General features: G+C 52.3%; 14 protein-coding genes. 1 reads left to right on the plus strand and 13 read right to left on the minus strand.

The genetic code is table 11. The features are described 5' to 3' along the window. Positions 1–241 precede the first annotated feature (241 nt). Complete coding sequence (locus tag BLO43_RS10710) at positions 242–1,807, plus strand: LodA/GoxA family CTQ-dependent oxidase (RefSeq protein ID WP_090907070.1); 1,566 nt, start codon at positions 242–244, stop codon at positions 1,805–1,807. A 19-nt stretch (positions 1,808–1,826) separates the two neighbouring features. Here BLO43_RS10710 and BLO43_RS10715 read toward each other — a convergent pair whose 3' ends face one another. From BLO43_RS10715 to cysN, 13 genes are all read right to left on the minus strand, one after another. Beyond that, positions 1,827–3,188 (minus strand): sigma 54-interacting transcriptional regulator, encoded by a 1,362-nt coding sequence (locus BLO43_RS10715; RefSeq protein ID WP_090907071.1) that lies wholly within the window; start codon positions 3,186–3,188, stop codon positions 1,827–1,829. A 14-nt stretch (positions 3,189–3,202) separates the two neighbouring features. After that, positions 3,203–3,691 (minus strand): dihydrolipoamide acyltransferase, encoded by a 489-nt coding sequence (locus BLO43_RS10720; RefSeq protein ID WP_254773428.1) that lies wholly within the window; start codon positions 3,689–3,691, stop codon positions 3,203–3,205. Positions 3,692–3,729: 38 nt separating this feature from the next. Continuing rightward, the gene (locus tag BLO43_RS10725) at positions 3,730–5,235 is read right to left on the minus strand and encodes a sensor histidine kinase (RefSeq protein ID WP_090907072.1); all 1,506 of its coding nucleotides are present in this window, start codon (positions 5,233–5,235) and stop codon (positions 3,730–3,732) included. Between the two features lie 168 nt (positions 5,236–5,403). Further along, positions 5,404–5,772 carry a hypothetical protein gene (locus tag BLO43_RS10730; protein WP_254773429.1) on the minus strand — a complete coding sequence of 123 codons (369 nt, stop codon included), beginning with the start codon at positions 5,770–5,772 and terminating at the stop codon, positions 5,404–5,406. Between the two features lie 112 nt (positions 5,773–5,884). After that, positions 5,885–6,238 carry an arsenate reductase (glutaredoxin) gene (gene arsC, locus BLO43_RS10735; protein WP_090907074.1) on the minus strand — a complete coding sequence of 118 codons (354 nt, stop codon included), beginning with the start codon at positions 6,236–6,238 and terminating at the stop codon, positions 5,885–5,887. A 343-nt stretch (positions 6,239–6,581) separates the two neighbouring features. Then, positions 6,582–8,279 (minus strand): cation:proton antiporter domain-containing protein, encoded by a 1,698-nt coding sequence (gene ybaL, locus BLO43_RS10740; protein WP_090907075.1) that lies wholly within the window; start codon positions 8,277–8,279, stop codon positions 6,582–6,584. A gap of 256 nt (positions 8,280–8,535) precedes the next feature. Continuing rightward, positions 8,536–9,438, minus strand: coding sequence for a PEP-CTERM sorting domain-containing protein (locus BLO43_RS10745; RefSeq protein WP_090907076.1), 903 nt, complete (start codon positions 9,436–9,438; stop codon positions 8,536–8,538). Positions 9,439–9,466: 28 nt separating this feature from the next. After that, complete coding sequence (gene ald, locus BLO43_RS10750; protein ID WP_090907077.1) at positions 9,467–10,585, minus strand: alanine dehydrogenase; 1,119 nt, start codon at positions 10,583–10,585, stop codon at positions 9,467–9,469. A gap of 877 nt (positions 10,586–11,462) precedes the next feature. Continuing rightward, a complete protein-coding gene (locus tag BLO43_RS10755) occupies positions 11,463–12,845 on the minus strand; it encodes an NAD(P)(+) transhydrogenase (Re/Si-specific) subunit beta (RefSeq protein WP_074631732.1) in 1,383 nt (460 codons plus the stop codon). A 3-nt stretch (positions 12,846–12,848) separates the two neighbouring features. Beyond that, positions 12,849–13,154: an NAD(P) transhydrogenase subunit alpha part 2 gene (locus BLO43_RS10760; protein WP_025041967.1), complete on the minus strand. Its 306-nt coding sequence runs from the start codon at positions 13,152–13,154 to the stop codon at positions 12,849–12,851. Positions 13,155–13,257: 103 nt separating this feature from the next. Continuing rightward, a complete protein-coding gene (locus BLO43_RS10765; protein WP_090907078.1) occupies positions 13,258–14,385 on the minus strand; it encodes a Re/Si-specific NAD(P)(+) transhydrogenase subunit alpha in 1,128 nt (375 codons plus the stop codon). A 169-nt stretch (positions 14,386–14,554) separates the two neighbouring features. After that, positions 14,555–18,106, minus strand: coding sequence for an FAD-dependent oxidoreductase (locus tag BLO43_RS10770; protein ID WP_090907120.1), 3,552 nt, complete (start codon positions 18,104–18,106; stop codon positions 14,555–14,557). A 241-nt stretch (positions 18,107–18,347) separates the two neighbouring features. Then, complete coding sequence (cysN, locus tag BLO43_RS10775; protein ID WP_074631730.1) at positions 18,348–19,640, minus strand: sulfate adenylyltransferase subunit CysN; 1,293 nt, start codon at positions 19,638–19,640, stop codon at positions 18,348–18,350. Positions 19,641–19,755: the final 115 nt, after the last annotated feature.

A 19,755-nucleotide genomic window follows, 5' to 3' on the forward strand; every position in this document is an offset into this window, starting at 1 on the left:
CCAAACGAATGGAATGAAATAACTTTGATGGAAGTTCCGTGCGATTTCCGTGCGATTCCGAACATAGCTGGATGTTTCTTATTGCGGAACCGGCATGACGGAACTCGGTTGATATTTAGGCCACCGGAATGGGATTGCGGCTGCCCAGCACGCAAAAATCACGGAAATTGTCATTGGCTCGTACTATTATTTAAAGGGCGGTACAGATTTCTTTCTCAATTTTTATAGGGAGCAAGTAAAAATGAAAACGATTTACCGGATCTACCCGGCGATAGGAGTTGCGCGGATAGGAAACAGCGAGACCGGCTATTTCCTGGGTCCGGAATCTCCAGGCATCGTGCCGGAGGGACCTTATCGTGACGATTCATCACCGGGGAAAATAAAACCGCAAGGTGTCCGGTTCCGAATCTATAAATTCACCCGCGATGAGTTTGGGAAGGAATCGCTCAACAACGAGGTTATGCTGGATAAGAAGACAAAAATCACCTGGAGCGTTCATCTTGCCAATAGCAAAGCGGCGGGAGGAAATTTCCCCCCAGGGGGTCCGTCTTCTTCCCCAAGAAATGCTGGTTACGACCGCGCCGGATTAGTGGTGGATGCTTCGTTGCAATCGGTATCCGGGAAAAGTAAAACTGCTTTGGCGCTAAGTGGAGAAATTCACTTCATTAGAAACGGAAATGTCGAAGGTAGTGAAAAGGTTGAGCTTGGACGGCTCCTTACCGATGAAAAAGGTCGACTCATCGTTGTTGGCGGCCCAGGCAAATCAGGCTCTCCAACCGGCCGGGGCCTGGATAGTTTCGCAAACAATGATGGCTGGTATGATGGCGTTTCCGATGGTCCTGTAAGCGCTGTGGTGGAAGTCGATGGTGAAACACCCGTCACGGCGGAAGGGGGTGCATGGGTTGTGGTTGCTCCCCCGTCATATGCCCCGGGCATCGAAAACGTCACAACCTGGTATGACCAGGCGCTAAATGTCGCCGCGAGGAATTTCTCGCCGCGCCTCGTAAAAAATGTGCCCTCATTTACACGGGATATCTATCCCATCCTGAAGCGAACAGTCATGCTGCATTGGGTGGTCGAGCAGGAAAATCGTCATCATGGCGCTGCTGGCAACTTTCTGAATATTGCGCGATTGAGTAAGTTGGCGGACAAGAGTGAAAACGGAAAGTCCGCACGCGAATCGGTCTTCAGGTGGTTGATGAAACCGAATACGCGTGTCGATCCCAATACACCACCGCCACAGCTTCCGCCGGCCATGCCAAAAGTGAATAGTGGCCTCGATCCGGACAACCCCGAGCAGGGCGAATACACGGCACTGACGGAGTATCAGTACACCATGATGGAAAAATGGTCGCAGGGCAATTTCGAAGCCGACTGGACGGCGGAGCCGGTACCCGTTCCGTTCGATGAATTGCCGCTGAAACTAAGACCCGATGCCCTGACGCGAGCATCATTGGAAGGTTGCATTGGCGCGCCATTCTTTCCCGGTATCGAGGTGACCTACGTTATCGCGCAGGCTGCGACCTACGAAGGATCATTTCGAATCAAGCACACCCTCCCTCCCGGGTTTCTGACCGAACGCATGGCATTGCCCTGGCAGGCCGACTTTCTGGCTTGCGGTGAGCTATGGTGGCCCGCCCAGCGCCCGGTCGATGTCGTTACCGCATCGGGGCGGATTCAGCCATTCTCGCGAGGCATCCAAGACTATGGGGATATGGTCCGGTGGTGGACGGAACTTGGTTTTATTGTAAAGAAAGGCGAAAAATTTGTTGAGGATGAACGTAATCCCATAGATGGCCAGTCTTAGCAGATAACAGATAGGAAGGTCAGCCTTGAGGCTGTTTGAAAACGGAGGGGTCGAGCTGATATCTTTGGAGAAGTTTATAGAATTCGGTGCGATTGCGTTTTGCGAGACGCGCTGCCTGGGTCACGTTGCCACCCGTGATTTTGAGCACGCGCACCAGATAATCTCTCTCGAAACTCTTGCGCGCATCCTCGAAAGAAACGAGTTGCTCCTCTTCTTTATGCATGGCATCGTACACCAGGACCGGTGAAATCAGGGGAGCGGTACTCAAGGCAACGCACTGCTCCACCACATTCATCAGTTGCCTCACGTTACCGGGCCATGAAGCACCCACCATCATTTCCATTGCCTCGGGAGAGAATCCATTGATATTCTTATCGTATTTCACGGAAAATGTACCGAGGAAATGATTTGCCAGCAAAGGAATATCCTCCCGCCGCTGCGACAAGACCGGAATGGTTAATGCCACGACATCCAGTCGGTAATAGAGATCTTCCCGAAAACTGCCGTTAGCGATTTCGACCTTGAGATCACGGTGAGTCGCGGAAATAATGCGGACATTCACAGGAATTGTCTGCATGGACCCAACCGGGCGCACTTGCCTTTCCTGGAGAACGCGCAATAATTTGACCTGGAGCAAAAGCGGCATGTCTCCGATTTCATCCAGGAACAGTGTCCCTTTTTCTGCTAACTGCAACAAGCCCTTGTGATCCCTCACAGCACCTGTAAACGCTCCCTTGACGTGTCCGAATAATTCGGATTCCAGCAATTGCTCCGGAATCGCCGCGCAATTTATCGCCACAAATGGATAATGGCGACGTTTTGATGCTTCATGTATGGCGTGAGCAAACAGTTCCTTGCCAACACCACTCTCACCATAAATCAGTACACTTGCATCCCCTTCCGCCACCAGTCCCGCTTTGGTGAGAAGATCCTCCATTACCGCACTTTGCGTAATAATAGTCTTGGACCACGATGCTTGTGACGTCTCGTTCTGTCCCGCAGTGCCGGGGGCAAGCCTGAGCGCTTGGCTAATGTTAGCCAGTAGTGTCTTGCTGTCAAAAGGTTTGGCGAGATAGCCGAATACGCCCCGCTGAACAGCTGCCACCGCATCGGGAATGGTGCCATGCGCTGTCAGGATTATCACTGGCAAGGTGGGCAACGTGCGGTGAATTTGTTCGAATAGCGCCATCCCATCCATACCGCTCATCTGCATATCGCTAATGACGAGTTGCGGGCGCGATACATCCAGATAATTAAGTGCCATCTCCGCGCTTGGCACGGCTTCCACTTTGTAGCCAGCGGCGGTAAGCCGGATCGTGAGTAATTCCAGCAGATCGGTATCGTCGTCGACGATGAGGATTCTTGGATTGGAGTCAGGCATATTTTTTTGAAGGTTTACAGTTCTCTGAGAATGAGATTTTTTTCCATGCTTTTAATGGCCTCAATCTGATTTTGTAAAGTTTCTGTACGTTTTTGCTCTTCTTTCAATTTTAGTGATAATTCATCCACGCTATTGCTTAACCGTTGCTGTTCCGTGAGAAGTGCCGCCAGCAGGTTTCTGAAACTTTGCAAACCCGTTGCCGGTTTTGCATCGCGTGGCCATTCGTTAAGCAGATAAAGCGCTGAAGTGGTGTCACGGAAAGGAGTGTTGGGCAAGATAAGAAGCAATATCAGCCTGGCTCGATTTGCATCGCTTTTGTTTTGTACGAAATTCTGTTTTACCTTGTCGTACACGCGAGCAAGGTCCGCCGCGGGCTGCTTACGCAAGGCATCGTAGTATTGCATCAGATCTTCCATCTGACCGGTTACGATTAAGTCGAATGGCAACGGCTCTGCAGGTTGCTGATTTTCAGGAACAGTGGAACAGGCGGCCAGCAACGCCAATATAACTACCGGCAGAATCCAGAATTTCCGGCGTGCGCTCATAAGGTTCCTTCCATATCACGAATCGGCAGGGTAAGGCGAAAATGGGCGCCATTAGTGGCCTGCTGCACAAGCTCTATCGTGCCACCATGCGCGAGCGCGTACTCACGAGCGATGGATAATCCCAGTCCTGTTCCCTTTATATGACTGTCGAGGACTTGTCGTCCCTGATAAAAAGGCTCGAATACCTTCTCACGATCCACCTCGTCAACACCGGCACCGGCATCCAAAATATCGAATCGCACCGTCTCATCCTCTTCACTCGCCCAGATTTTTATACATCCACCGGCAGGAGAGAACTTGACCGCGTTCGATAGCAAATTATCCACAATGACTTTAATTTTTTGTTTATCGCAATCAACCATCAATTCCGGGCAGGAAACATCTATTTTCAAGCCTTTGCTCATAATGATAAGATTCTGGTCTTGTAACACGGCATCCAGAATTTTTGCCAGATTCGCCGGTCGTTTCACCAGAGCCGCTTTCTCGGTCTGAAGCGCACTGTAACTCAGCAAATCTTCTATGCGCCGTTGTAATTGTATGCTGTTGTTGTACAGGATAGTTGCAATACGCTGTTGTTCTTCCGTCAGTTCCCCCGCTACGCCTTCCGCAAGCAAGTCGGCACCTTCGCGCATAGCGGTAAGTGGTGTCTTGAGTTCATGAGAAACGTGCTGCAGAAACCGGGTCTTTTGTTCTTCCAGTTTCAGCAACCTGCGGCGTAGCCAATCCAGGCGTTCACCAAGATACCTTAAGTCCTGAGGACCATCCACCCGTATGGCTTTAAATAGTGCGCCTTCCCCCATGGTACGAATCGCCTCGTCAATCTGACGTATTGGATGCGCAATCCGCAATGAAAAGATAAATGCCAGTAGAATCGCGAATGGAATCAAGGCAAGCAACTGCCATCCGACGGTAAAGCGGGCATCCCCCGCCATATCCTGCATTTCACCCACTTCACGTTCAATCAACGCATAACCGACCGCTGAAAATGTTCGCGCTGAATCTCGCAGAGGCACAAATTTGCCAACCAGATCGCGGAGCGCTTCCGGTGATTGCTTCATAGCCGACACGTTCCCGAAAATCGATTCCTCCAATAACTGCATCTGCTCCAGTAATTGCTTCTGTTCAGTATGCAAGGAAAGCTCAAAAAGGTTCGTCGCGGTGCTCTCGAATTTCTTGTGCGCCCTGAAGTAATTTTCGAGCAGGGATGTGTCACCCAGGATATGTGTCTGCCGCACGGCACGCTCCATGGCTGCAATTTCGTCCGCCAGGACACGACTGCCATGCGCAATTTGCGCCGCCTGATATACAGCCCTGCGGCTTTGATCCGCCAACCGGTCGATGGAGAATGCGCTGTTGATGAGTGCGATGATAAGCGGCAGACCCACCAGTGCAAATCCGAACAAAATCAGTTTCAGAAAAGATTTGGGCTTACGCCGTAACCGAGACGAAGAAGTGGCGCCAGTACCATTCTCCTGTCTTACGGTATCCCCATGAACAACCATTTTTATCCTTTGACCGACAAACCTGCCAGGGCCGATGCCTGAGTTAATATCCGATTATTTTTTTATCCGTAGATAATCCATAGATTATGCTGATAATTCAGAAAATCTGAATAGTCTTATTGGTCGTAACCCTTCATGTCACGACACCCATCATCGAGCTTGTAATGTCTATGGCGTTGAGGCAACATAAGGCTTGCAATAGTGCTTGGAAGGAAATTCCTTATTCCGGCGCGAATTCACAATAACATCACCACCATTTTTTACACACTCCCGCATCGCATTGTTCAGACTCGCATAATGCTCATTTGGCTCCGTATTCTTTGAAACTGGCGGCACTTTCTCCCGGATTTTGAGACACGCCGCCGCTTCATCCTTCGCAGGAGAAGTATCTTTTGTGGGCGGCAATGAACATAATTTACATGGGTTACCCGGACACAGGCATCCAGTACATTCCGCCTGCACCACGGTAGCGAATACCCCCAGCAGCAATGCAAGGACAAGTGGACAAATCCGCCGCAACATATCGATTGATCTCATATTCATATCATTTCGCCTTCTCTATCAAGTATTACCATGCTCCACCGCACTCCGCCACACTGTCGCCCCCAACCGGTCGGCGGCCTCAATCTCTCAATCGCTGAATAATTCGCTACAACAACTTCATCACGTTCTCCGGTGGGCGACACAATACGGCCTTGTCACCACGCACGACAATGGGCCGCTGAATCAGGTCCGGGTTGTCCACCATGATCTTTATTAATTCATCATCAGCTAGCTGCTGTTCAGCCAGCTTCAGGCTGCGTGCCAGTGGTTCGTCGCTACGTAGTACATCACGTACCGGCACCCCCAGTTTCTCGATCAGTTCACGCAATCCCGCGACGGTTAGAGGCATCTCATAATAATTGACTGCATCGAACTGTTGGCCACTGTCCTTGAGAAGTGCAAGCGTGGCACGGCATTTACTGCATGTGGGTTTATGATAAACGGTAATCTTGTTACTCATGCAATTTTCTCCTGTCTCAACCCCGAGTCTTGTCAAGCTTGATCCGCATTGCTGCGGGCTCTGGAGGCTACTTGTAAAATCTCGCATGACGTTGAATCATCGTAAAATGCCGGATGATACGCGCGAGTAGGCACCCTTTTATATAGCCGCTACTTTAGCAAATACTTACAAGTTCGTGATAAAACACTCCACAAGAATCAAAAAAACAGGCCCTAGTGTATGCATAAGTCGTTGATGAGAATCAAAAAAACGATACGTGGAATCCCGAAGACGTCCCTCATCCACCTGAGCGGTTCTATTCACCTTCATCCATACTCTGCTTTGCCGCTGCGCTGCTCATTCCTTATTTACCAAATTTCTTTAGTACATGGCGTGTCATGCTGAGAGCAAGCTCATGCTCACCCAGAAGCACCGTACCTCCGCTTTCTCTTCGTAGCAGTGCAGCTTCTTCTTCATTATGGGTACGCACGATAATCTCGATCGGCGGATTAAGCATACGGGCGGTTTCTATCATCCGGCGAGCTCGTAGTGCATCGGGGACCGCAATCACCAGCATTTTAGCTCGCGCAATATGCGCTTGTATAAGCACAGCCGGTTCAGCGGCATCACCCACTACGGCATGGATTCCATGCTTGCGTAACCCCTCAACCATCTCGCGATTCTGATCCGCCACAACGAGCGCCAGTCCCTGTTCAATCAGCGCTTCGCCAATATGCCGGCCGACCCGGCCATAACCCACAAGCACCACGTGGTTGGTCACATAGCTTGAGGCAACCGACATGGGCAGTTCAGCCAGGGGATCGTCAGAACGCTCCAGGACGCGGGCAAGCCTGGAACGGGAACGTATCCATTCCTGTGCTGGCTCTATTACCTGAAATACCAGGGGGTTGAGCGTGATCGAGATAAAAGCCCCCGCGAGTATAAGACTCTGTGCCTCGACCGGCAGGAGTCCGAGTGAAACACCGAGCGCTGCAAGAATAAATGAGAACTCGCCAATCTGAGCAAGACTGGCCGACACGGTTAATGCCGTATTGAGTGGGTAGCGAAAAGCAAGAACCAGGAGAAAGGCTGCCAGGGATTTGCCGATAATAATAATCCCAAGCGTGGCGACAACGCGGAGTGGCTGATCGATGAGGACGTTCGGATCAAACAGCATTCCAACGGAGACAAAAAACAATACCGAAAAAGCATCTCTGAGCGGCAGGGATTCCTGAGCGGCTCGATGACTTAAATCGGACTCCCTCATAACCATCCCGGCGAAGAAAGCGCCGAGCGCAAAGGAAACACCGAAGAGCATCGCGGAGCCGTAGGCGATACCTATCGCCACTGCAATCACACTCAAGATAAAGAGTTCGGTCGAGTTGGTGCTCGCGACATGCCATAGCAACCAGGGAAAAACCCGTTTTCCGACAATAAGCATTAGCGCGATGAAGATCGCCACCTTGCCAAAAGTGAGCAGGAGCGTCACCAGCAGATCCGGGGTGGGCCCATCCGCTGGACTACCGGCAGAGGTTCCAAGCCATCCGGCAAGTGGTGGCAAAAGAACGAGAACCATAACCATTGCCAGATCTTCGACCACCAGCCAACCCACCGCAATCGATCCATTGACGGATTTGAGCACACCACGCTGCTCCAATGCCCGCAGGAGCACGACTGTACTCGCGGTGGATAGCGCGACGCCAAACACGATGGCCGCACTCAAATCCCAACCCCAGGCAACAGCAACCGCCGCACCAAGAGCGGTTGCCACCCCGATTTGTACGAGGGCACCAGGCAAAGCAATCCGGCGGACAGCCAGCAAATCATCCAGGGAGAAGTGCAGCCCGACTCCGAACATCAACAGAATAACACCGATTTCCGCCAGCTGAGCCGAAAGCTCCATGTCAGCCACAAAGCCCGGCGTATTGGAGCCCAGGATTACACCTGCAACCAGATAGCCAACCAATACCGGTAATTTCAAGCGGTTGGCAATAAGCCCCATGAGCAAAGCGAGACCGAAACTGACGGCAATCGTGGTGATCAGGGTAACGCTATGGGGCATGTGTCGTGCCGTTTAGACAAATGGGTTAGCCACCGACCCGATGGGTTTGCGTGGACCACGGCGCGAAACTCCAGAGTGGCATGAGAACGCAAATTTGTTTCGGATTCCGCGTCCGCCAATATGAAAAAATAGAATACTTAGGGAATAATATTAATGATATAAAAAAGCTTTTTAGATCATAGTTAACTTAAAATATAAGTGAGCAACTGCTAGTTTCAGGTTCAGCAGGTACGGATATTTCTCTCCCCTCGCGCGCTCAGCCTCTACGCTGGAATGTGCGAAAGCGCCAGCCAAGCAATCCCAAGCCAGCAAGCATCATGGTCCAGGTTTCAGCTTCGGGCACGGCCGAGACTTGCCAGCCAATGTCTTTCATAGCTGCGGCATCAAGCGCTGTAAAATGTTTGCGTTGCCCACCCGCAATGGAAGGATCCATCGCGGCTTCCTGGCCGAGATAACTGAGTCCGTTAGCCCAGTGGCTATCGCCCGCCAGGGGCGGATTGTTACCAAGCAAGGCATGAACGGCAGGGCCGGTAAATTTGCCACCCGAGATCAGGTTTTTGAAAGAATCGGCGCTGCCAAAACCGAGCACATGCGCCAACTCATGTATGGCCACCGAATAAAAATCGAAGCCGGAAAAGGATTCATCTCTAGTGAGATCGGAATCAAAATACCAGTTGGAGGTATTGTTAAAGGAGATCGCCCCGCCCCACGGCCCAAAATCAGTCTCGATGGGCGCAAGGGCTCCTGACTGGCCTCTGCTGGATGCGTTGTTAATGAAATCGGCGGAACCATTGCTGGAGAATCCCCCTGGACCACCCACCGCCACTGCACCACTCAAATTACGGGCGCCAGCAAAAACCACAATTTGATTCGTGGCAACGCTAAAATTGGGAATAACAGTCTTGCTACCGTTATTCGGCTGAAAAAAACTCACATCAAAACTATCCGATCCGGATGACGTGATTGCGGCCAGGTTGTCCTCAAAGCTGCTCTCAAATGTGGAGGCGGCGGCATTCAATAAATTCTGGCGCGAACTGTTAGCGCCGGTAAAAAAGCCCGAACTGTCGTAACGATAATCAAATTGGATATCAATATTGGCCAAGGCGGGTTGACCGGCAGCGAGCAATGCGCAGAAAAATACAGGATATGCGAATTTCATCTTGCTTGACTCCTGGTGGTTGAACCGTTCAATGGGTATGCTCCAATGCTTGTAATGGATCAATATAACTCAGACCAAATTCCTTTGCCACCGCGGGATAAGTGGTCAATCCCCGGTGGGTGTTAAGACCATATTGTAGCGCCAGACTATTTCTTACGGCATCTAATCCTTCATCCGCCAGGCGCAACGTATAAAAAGCCGTTTGCGCGTTCAGCGCAAAGGTACTGGTACGCGGGACCGCGCTCGGCATGTTGGCGACACAATAATGCACCACACCCTCGAGTTCATAGGTCGGATTGCTATGAGTGGTCGGCCGGGTGGTTTCGACACACCCTCCTTGATCAACCGCCACATCGACAATTACGGAACCTTTTCGCATATTCGGCAACATACCGGCTGTAATCAACCAGGGCGCCCGTCCGCCAGGAATCAAAACAGCACCGATTACCAGATCGGCATTGTAGACCACCTCTTCAATATTATACTCATCACTGATGCGCGTCTGTAGTTGCCCATGATAAATGTCATCCAGATACTTCAGGCGGTCATGATTGATATCCAGCACGGTGACCTGGGCGCCGGATCCAACAGCAACGCGAGCGGCATTTGTGCCGACAATACCCGCCCCCAGAATTGCGACATTAGCTGAAGCCACACCAGGCACGCCGCCCATCAATACGCCACGGCCCCCGTATGTCTTTTGCAGATACGTTGCCCCGATTTGAGTGGCCATACGCCCCGCCACCTCGCTCATGGGCGTCAACAGTGGTAATTGACCTCCTTCGGTTTGAACTGTTTCGTAGGCGATGCCTGTTACGCCATGCTCCAGCAACGCGATGGTAAGAGGCTTATCCGAAGCGAGATGTAGATAGGTAAAAAGAATCATATCTCGATGCAGGTAAGAATATTCCGCTGCAGTGGGTTCCTTGACCTTAACCACCATCTGCGCCGCCCAGGCGTCTTCGGCGTGAGGAACAATCATGGCTCCGGCTGATTGGTATTCCGCATCTGAAAGAAAGCTTCCCTCCCCCGCCCCGCTCTGTACCAGCACCCGGTGTCCGCGGCGCGTCAAGGCTTTGACTGTACTCGGTGTCATTCCAACCCGATTTTCATGATCCTTGGTTTCCTTGGGTAGTCCGATCAGCATGGTTTTGTTCCTGACTGAATAAAATTGAACCTGTTCTTCTGCAAAAGATTAACCTGATTCGAAAATCTTACGGATAATCTCGCCTCTATCAATAACTCCATACTTTCCATATGACAATGAGCACTCCCGCACCATTGATTTGCTAACTCGATAGTTCCGCTTCTTTTGTCACCGAGTATACAACCCGATCCCGGGATCGCTGAAAAAAAATAAGCCTAGGCCTGGAGCCGGACGGGATGAAGTGTACGGTTTTTAGGGTACAGGGCGAGACGTAACGATGCGGAATGCGACCCCGAAGGAAGGTGAGACCCCGAAGCGGGATGCGGGCGCTCCATGGACCTGGAACGCGATCGCGGCATCCCTTACGCTGCCCGATCCCCGCTTCGCGGGAGCCCCCGTGCAATGCTTCGGGGCACCATTCCATTCCGGGGAGCTGCAACGCAGCCCTGTGCCGCGCTGTACAATTCGCCATAGTGGACTCACCAAAAAGATGAGAATCAATGGCACAGAAACTCATTTAATAATGATAGTGTTATACCGACAATTGCCAATTGCCGGATAGGGATAAATATTCTGCGCGAGACTTTTGCATTACTGCAAGATCCAGCACATTCGAAACGGGCAGTTGCATACGCAATCGCTTCGGTATTGGGTAATCGATGAGATATAGAGTGCGTTTCCCGGCATGACAACAAACTGAAGCACTGCGTTGCTGTCAGTCACACTCCCGCAGCGTACCCGCTCCCCACGTGCGACGCATTCTCACGAATCGAGGGAGCAGACAAATACGGATAAGCTGATCAGTACTTTTATGAAAACGATGTTGCCCAGCTTGAGGCTATATGTGAACGTATCAAAGTGAAACGGTATGTACGCGTTACAGCGCCTTGACCATATCTTCAACAACCTTCTTGGCATCGCCGAATACCATCATGGTTTTGTCCATGTAGAACAGGTCATTGTCGAGGCCGGCATAACCGGCAGCCATGCTACGCTTGACCACCATTATGGTGCGCGCCTTGTGGGCATCCAGAATGGGCATGCCATATATCGCACTGCCTGGAACATTCGCCGCGGGATTCACTACATCGTTTGCGCCCAGCACCAGCACCACATCGGTGGTGGAAAAATCGCTGTTGATCTCATCCATCTCCAGCACTTGCTCATAGGGTATCTCCGCTTCCGCCAGTAGTACGTTCATGTGTCCCGGCATGCGTCCCGCCACCGGATGTATCGCAAAACGTACATTGACGCCTTTCTCGTGCAGTTTCTCGGCTAGCTCCTTGACCGAATGCTGCGCCCGCGCCACTGCCAGACCATAACCGGGCACGATAATAACGCTATCGGCATTACCCATGAGAAATGCCGCATCGTCAGCGCTACCGCTGCGATGGGTTTTCTGTGTCCCGTCGCTCGCCGCAGCCACCGCCCCTCCCTCGCTGCCAAAGCCGCCAAGTATGACCGAAAGAAATGGCCGGTTCATGGCCTTGCACATGATGTACGACAGAATGGCCCCGGAACTCCCCACCAGCGATCCGGCAATGATAAGCATGGGGTTGCCGAGCGAAAACCCGATTCCTGCTGCGGCCCAGCCGGAGTATGAATTAAGCATGGAAATGACTACCGGCATATCCGCGCCACCGATGGGGACGATAATGAGAAAACCGAGCACAAAGGCGATCGCGGTCATTGTGGCAAAGGCTGTCCAGTTGGTGGTCTCGCTAAAAAAGAACCACAAACCAAAGACAACCATCACAATCGCCAGAATCAGATTGACCATATGCTGGCCGCCGAATGTGATGGGTGCGCCGCTCATGCGGCCGGACAGCTTCAAGAATGCAATCACCGAACCCGACCAGGTCATGGCGCCAATGAAAGTGCCGAGAAACAGCTCCAGTTTGCTGCCCATGGGCAATATCGCGGGCAGGCCGAATGAAACCGGGTTATTGACGGCGGCGATAGCGATAAATACCGCTGCCAGACCCACCAGCGAGTGCATGAAAGCGACCAGCTCCGGCATTGCTGTCATTTGCACACGCCGTGCAACAACAGCACCAATGGTGCCACCTAAGGCGATACATGCGAGTATCAACATCCAGTTCTTGGTGATCGTAAGTGTGGTGACAACGGCAATTGCCATTCCCACCATACCGAACAGATTGCCACGACGAGAGGTTAGCGGCGAGCTTAGGCCTTTTAGCGCCAGAATAAAAAAAACCGATGCGATCAGATACGCGAATGCGACCAAATTTGCGGACATTGACTAGCTTCCTTTTTTATCTTTTTTTCTGAACATTTCCAGCATCCGCTGGGTAACAAGAAATCCGCCGAATACATTGATTGCGGCCAGCGTCACCGCCACAGCTCCCAGCCATACGCCCCAGTCGGTTTCCGCCGGGCCGGCCGCCAGCATTGCGCCGACTAAAATTATGCCGGAAATCGCATTGGTTACTGACATCAGTGGTGTGTGCAAGGCAGGGGTCACGTTCCACACTACGTGATAACCTACGAATACTGCCAGCACGAATACGGTCAGGTTAATGATGGTTGGGTCAACTTCGCCGATCATGAGTGCTCCTTCAATCCGTTAATTATTCCGAGTGTTGAGTTATAGCAGGGAGAGTGAAACGTGCAAAATCGGACAGGTTCCTTTGCTTTCCCTCTATGACTTTTCAGGTTTTACCGGTTACTTCCCCGTCCGTGCAGACCAGCGTTCCGGAGATGACTTCATCCTCACGGTTTACTTTGAATTCACCGCTCTTCGCATCCAGCATCAGGTTAAGAAAATTCATCAGGTTACGTGCATACAGGGCGCTGGAATCCGCCGCTACCAATCCTGGCAGATTGGCGATACCGACGAGATGCACGCCGTGCTTCACTACGATTTTGTCCAATTCCGACAAGGGACAGTTACCGCCCGCTTCCACCGCCATATCGACGATCACCGATCCAGGTTTCATGGCACGAACAGTTTCTTCCTTGATCAGAACGGGCGCCGGGCGCCCGGGAATCAGCGCCGTCGTGATAATGATATCGGCTGCCGCCGCGCGCTGATGCACCAGTTCACCCTGACGGCGCTTATAATCATCCGACATTTCACGAGCGTACCCGCCGGCCGTTTCCGCTTGCGCTTTCTCTTCCTCGCTCAATGGAACCTCGACGAATTTGGCTCCGAGACTCTCTACCTGTTCTTTTGCCACCGGCCGCACATCGAACGCTTCGATCACCGCGCCCAGCCGTTTGGCCGTGGCGATCGCCTGCAAGCCGGCCACCCCCGCGCCCAGAACCAGCACCCGTGCCGCCTTTACCGTACCCGCCGCGGTCATCAGCATGGGAAAGAATTTCTGATAGACATTGGCCGCCATCAGTACCGCTTTGTAGCCGGCGATATTGGCCTGCGACGACAGCACGTCCATGCTCTGAGCACGGGAAATGCGCGGCAGTTTCTCCATGGCAAATGCGGTCAGGCCGTGACGGGCGAGTATCTCGATACCTTCCGCCTGATGGGGAGAAAGCAAACCCAGCAACACCGCATCCTTGCGCATCATTGATAGTTCGCCGGGTTCCGGCCCGCGCACTTTCAGTACGATTTGCGATTGCCCATAAAGCTCCGCCGCGCTGGCTACAATGATTGCTCCGGCAGCCTGGTACTCCTCATCAGGTATGCTCGCGCCGCTTCCCGCGCCGGACTGTACCAGAACAACGTGAAAGCCTTTAGCGGTAAATTTCTTCACCGTTTCCGGCGTGGCCGCAACGCGGGTTTCACCCCCGCGAATCTCCGCCGGTATGCCTATGTGCATTGATAATCTCCCTTATTTTTGGACATTTTCTATTTTTTTCCAGCAAACTTGCGAAAATGGGCAATCACTTCCCTTTAATCGCGAAAGCCGGATTATAAATGAACCTGGGTGCAATGAATTATCCGGATTAACGAAAATAGCTCATTCCTGGCAACCATTCCCTGTAACCTCAAGCCCCGACCTTGTTCGTTTCCTTTAAGCAATGGCTAATCCACCGGGTGGTGAGCTTCTCCTGAACACTATTCTGGCGTAAACGCGACGCCAACCCGCCGAAATCAACCTGATCAAGCGGTTGATCCTGATTGAAGCATGAAAACACATAAGTAATTTCGCCTGTCTCTGGATCTTTGTGCGGTTGTAGACACTGGGCGCAGATCTCTTTCATCATGCACTGCATCGGTGAATTGATGGAGCCGATCGCATAGTGATCCGTCTTCAAATAAGGCTGAAGTTTATTATGCCGCGCGGCACCCACCGCCGCCATCATTCGATCGGAGCCAATGGCAATGATACGGTCGGCATCCGACAACAGAATTTTCTGAGGACCCAACGCACCTCTACCATACGCGGCCATCGCATCCACGATATTACCGGCGTAGCTAAGATCGTCCGGCCGGGATGGCGTAAAACCCGGGGCTTCATCGCAACACCATACCACCACATCCGCCGCCGCCTCGATTTCCGCTACTTTATAACGATCGATCAGTTTCTTGTAACCGGCAAAATATAAAATTTTCGATCCCGCGGCGCGTGCCGCAGCACCAATGGAAAACAAAACCGCGTTACCCAGTCCGCCACCCACCAGTACAACGGTTTCCTCTGGCAGGATCTCCGTGGGGGTGCCGGTGGGGCCCATCAGCACTACCGGATCGCCAGGATTGAGTTTGGCACACAAATCCGCCGACCCGCCCATTTCCAGGGCAATCAGCGATACCAAGCCGCGAGACACATCAACCGAAGCTCCCGTCAGGGCGATGCCCTCCATTGCCAATTTTGTATCGCCCACGGCGGTAGCGAGCGTGGCAAAATTCTGGAAGCGATAGAATTGACCGGGGTGGAACCGCTCCACCGCCATTGGCGCATGCACGACCACTTCAATGATATTGGGAGTCAACCGTTCAACCTTATGCACAGTGGCGCGTAATCGTCCGTTTAATTCGGCAAAAAATAGTCTGGCGGACTTTGTGGATGCCGGTGCGACGCGTCCGAGCATCCGGCTTACCACCGGATAACCCTGTTTTGCACTGGACATGGCTTTAACCACATTGCCCGAATAAGATGGATGGAGGTCACCGAAAAAGCTGATGAAACGTCCATCCTCGCAACGGCTCAGCAATACCATCGAGGTATCCGGCTTGGGATTTCCCCGGGGGGGGCTCACTGGATCACCATTTTCATCGCAGGCCGCAAAATAGCGTCCGTTCAGCTTGAAATTTTTTTCGTCTTCTCTGGCGAGCACCGTGTTGGGCTGAGTTCCCGCCGCAACCAGAACGGCACGGGCCGGTAATTCAGCTTGCCCGGTTTTTTGCCATGAACCCGTTTCATCCAGGATCTGTACCGAGAACTTCACAGATCTCGCATGTTCCCACTTGTCGGCTTCCACTCGTACAGGGGTAAGGCCTTCGGCAAACCAGATGCCCTCCTCCAGCGCTTTCTCAACTTCCTCGTGATTAAGTGTGTAGGAGGGACTGTCGATGAGCCGTTTCCGGTAAGCAATGGTGGCACCGCCCCATGATTGAAGCAATTCCAGTACACGCGGCGCCCGCCCCTCTCTTTCCGCTTCCTTGCGCTCCGCGCGGATGGCACGACCGTGACTGAGAAACTCCTCGGCAATTTCCCGCTCCTCCTCATCCCATGCACCACGAATTGCTGTTTCATCCTGCACTGCGGTAAGAATCTCATAACGGCGAAGAAATTTGTCCACTTGCACCGGATAATAAGCCAGTGCTTCGGTTGCTGTATCGATGGCGGTCAAGCCTCCACCGATCACCACCACAGGCAGGCGTAACTGCATGTTGGCAACGGAACTGGTTTGTGCCGCGCCGGATAACTGCAGTGCCATCAGAAAATCGGATGCGGCACGAACGCCACGTGCCAAACCATTGGGCATATCGAGCACAGTGGGACGTCCGGCCCCCGCAGCCAGCGCCACATGATCGAATCCAATAGCCAAAGCGTCATCGGCCGTAAGCGTTCCGCCGAAACGGACACCGCCAAAAAGCGCAAACTCTTCCCGCCGCTCCAGAAGCAACCGGATCAACTTCAGAAAATTTTTGTTCCATCGCACGGTGATTCCATATTCGGCCACACCACCGAAACCTCCAGGCATGCGCTCATCCAGATTCTCTTCGAGTTCTCCGGCATCACGAATGGCATTGAATGAAACATGCTCGCCCTGACTATTCACACCTGAAAGCTCTGGAGCCAAAGGCTCTATCTTGAGACCGTCAATGCCAACCACTGTATGGCCATCGTTCATCAGGTGGTGTGCCAGGGTATATCCGGCGGGTCCCATGCCCACTACCAGCACTTTCCGACCTGTTGGGGCCTTTGGCACCGGCCGGCGCAGGTTTAACGGATTCCACCGGGTAAGCAGACTATAAATTTCAAACCCCCACGGCAACTCAAGTACATCCTTGAGTGTGCGGGTTTCCGCCTGCGGGATATCAACCGGCTCCTGTTTCTGGTAAATGCAGGACTTCATGCAATCGTTGCATATGCGGTGACCGGTACCCGCGCACATGGGGTTGTCCACAACGATCATTGCCAGACCGCTGACGGCAAGCCCTTGGGTCTTTAATTTGTGAAACTCGGAAATGCGCTCCTCCAGCGGACATCCCGCGAGCAGGACGCCCAATTGGCTTTTTTTGAAAGATGGCGCTTCCCCTGGCGTCTTCGGTTTCTCCTTTAATCCTTTTGAGCACGAATCCTTGCCTTGCTCGTGACACCAAATGCAGTAATTCGCCTCATCCAGGGCGCCCGCCAGGTCGGTGCCGGAATCGGTGAGCGCAAACCCCTCCCGGCGGCGTATATGATGAAGGCGGTGAACGGTATAGCCGGCGGTAGTATCGGCATCCGTTGACAAGAGATGCAGATAATCAAGTTTAGCGGGAGCCTTGAACAATATGCCATCCTGATTGCGTTCTCGTCCTGTCGCTGTTTTCAGCGCCCAGGCCGCATAGAGCAACGCCATCCTGAGCCGCTCTTCATTCACATTTTCGTCCAACAGCCACTCTATGACTTTGGTTGCAAAAACCAGTTCGGAAAAGGGCTCCTCGAATTCAGCAACCAGCTTTTCTTCCAGTGCAACCCCATCCACCGCGGCGGCTTCCGCCTCGCTCACCTTGTTCATTGCCCGGCGCTGTACGAACTGTCTTTTGCAGGCATACAGCGGAGCCAGTTGATGATGGCGGGCGGCAAGCGCACCGACTTCTTTTTCGATACCGAACAACCTGGCGACGAAATCCTCCATCCACGGCGCAACCTCGATCAGCAGGGCGGCTTCGTCTTTGCGATCCAGGCTATCGGGGTTGGCGCGGGCAAGGTCCAGGCGGACGCGCAGTCCAGGTTCCCCTTCATGCAGAAAATCAAGAAATGCCTGATCCAGTCTCACCAGGCCATCGCGGCGATACAGATCAGCAAAAGTCATCTCGAATCCCAGTACGGGGAAAACGGCTGTTGCCGGTTCAATGTGAAGCGCCGATTGTAAACTTGTCATCATAAGGTCATCGATAATATGAAAATGAATCAAAAAAGAGACTGCAAACGTAATCGCTATTTTTTATTAGAACGCGTCCGTGATTAAAGTTTTATATCCCTATTCAATTTATGTTTTTCCCCGCTAAAAAATATAAAAGCGGCAACGCCACCCCTCTCCGCGTTGTCCGCTCTAGCCGCAATGTCGCTTCACAACCTGAACAGCCTTACGCCGGAATCCTCCGCAGCGAATCAAACCGATCAAATCAACCTGAATTCCTTGCCGGGCAGATCATGCCTGCGGCAACCGTGTTGTTATTCACCTCGTCGATAACAATAAAGCTGCCGTTGGCATGGTTGCGCTGATACTCATCGCATACCAGGGGCTGGTGCATTTTCAGCGCAACCCGCCCGATATCATTCATTTTTAAGGTTTCCACCGCTTCATGATTGAGTGTATTGATATCCACGCGATAGTCTATGCGTGTCACCAGCGCCTTTACGACACGGGTCGTATGCTTGACGAGATACTTACGCCTCGGGTCGAGACTCTGCTCCGACAACCAGCACAGCATCGCCTCGAATTCCTTTGTTACCCGAGGGATGTCTCCCTCGGTTTTTACCAGCATATCCCCCCGGGAAATATCCAGATGGTCTTCAATAGTCAGTGTTATCGACTGGGGCGCGACCGCTCGATCGATAGTACCATCATAAGTCACGATTTCCTTGATACGTGAATTCAGGCCGGAAGGAAGTACCTTCACCGCATCGCCGACGCTGATGAAACCCGACTCGACCCGTCCCATGTACCCGCGGAAATCGTGCATTTCCTCGGTTTGCGGACGACACACCAATTGCACAGGAAACCGGAAATCTTCGAGATTGATGTCATGATCGATAGGAACATTCTCCAATAAATCCATCAGTACCATACCCTTGTACCAGCCAAGTTTTTCCCCGCGCTCCACCACCATATCCCCGTTCAAGGCGGACATTGGAATGTATGCGATATTGTTCAGCCTGAGCCCACCGGCAAATGCGGCGAAATCCTCGCAGATTCGCTCGAACACCTCGCGTGAATAGTCCACCAGATCCATCTTGTTAACCGCCACCACCAGATGAGGAATCCCCACCAGACTGGCCAGATAGGCATGCCGGCGCGACTGGGTAAGCACTCCCTTGCGCGCGTCAATCAGGATAATGGCCAGATTGGCGGTGGAAGCCCCCGTCACCATATTACGGGTGTATTGCTCGTGACCAGGAGTGTCGGCGATAATAAATTTGCGTTTAGGCGTTGCAAAATAACGATAGGCCACGTCGATGGTAATACCCTGCTCACGTTCCGCTTGCAAACCATCGGTGAGCAGCGACAGATCGACGCCCTCCATGCCGCGCCTGCGGGTCGTGTGAGTAATGGCGCTCAGTTGATCTTCAAAGATGGATTTCGAATCATGCAGCAGGCGTCCGATCAGCGTGCTCTTCCCATCGTCCACACTGCCGGCGGTAATGAAACGTAACAACTCGGTGTGATCAAACGAAATATTTTCTACTGCTGACATTTACAGCCCTTCTGGAAATTTTTTCACCTGGAATTTCCTCGTTCTTCTTTGTTCCAGTGAACTTGGATAACACTAATAAATTCAAATCCGTAAATCCGGATACAACAAAGTCATG

Source organism: Nitrosospira sp. Nsp13, from assembly GCF_900101945.1.
Classification (GTDB): domain Bacteria; phylum Pseudomonadota; class Gammaproteobacteria; order Burkholderiales; family Nitrosomonadaceae; genus Nitrosospira; species Nitrosospira multiformis_D.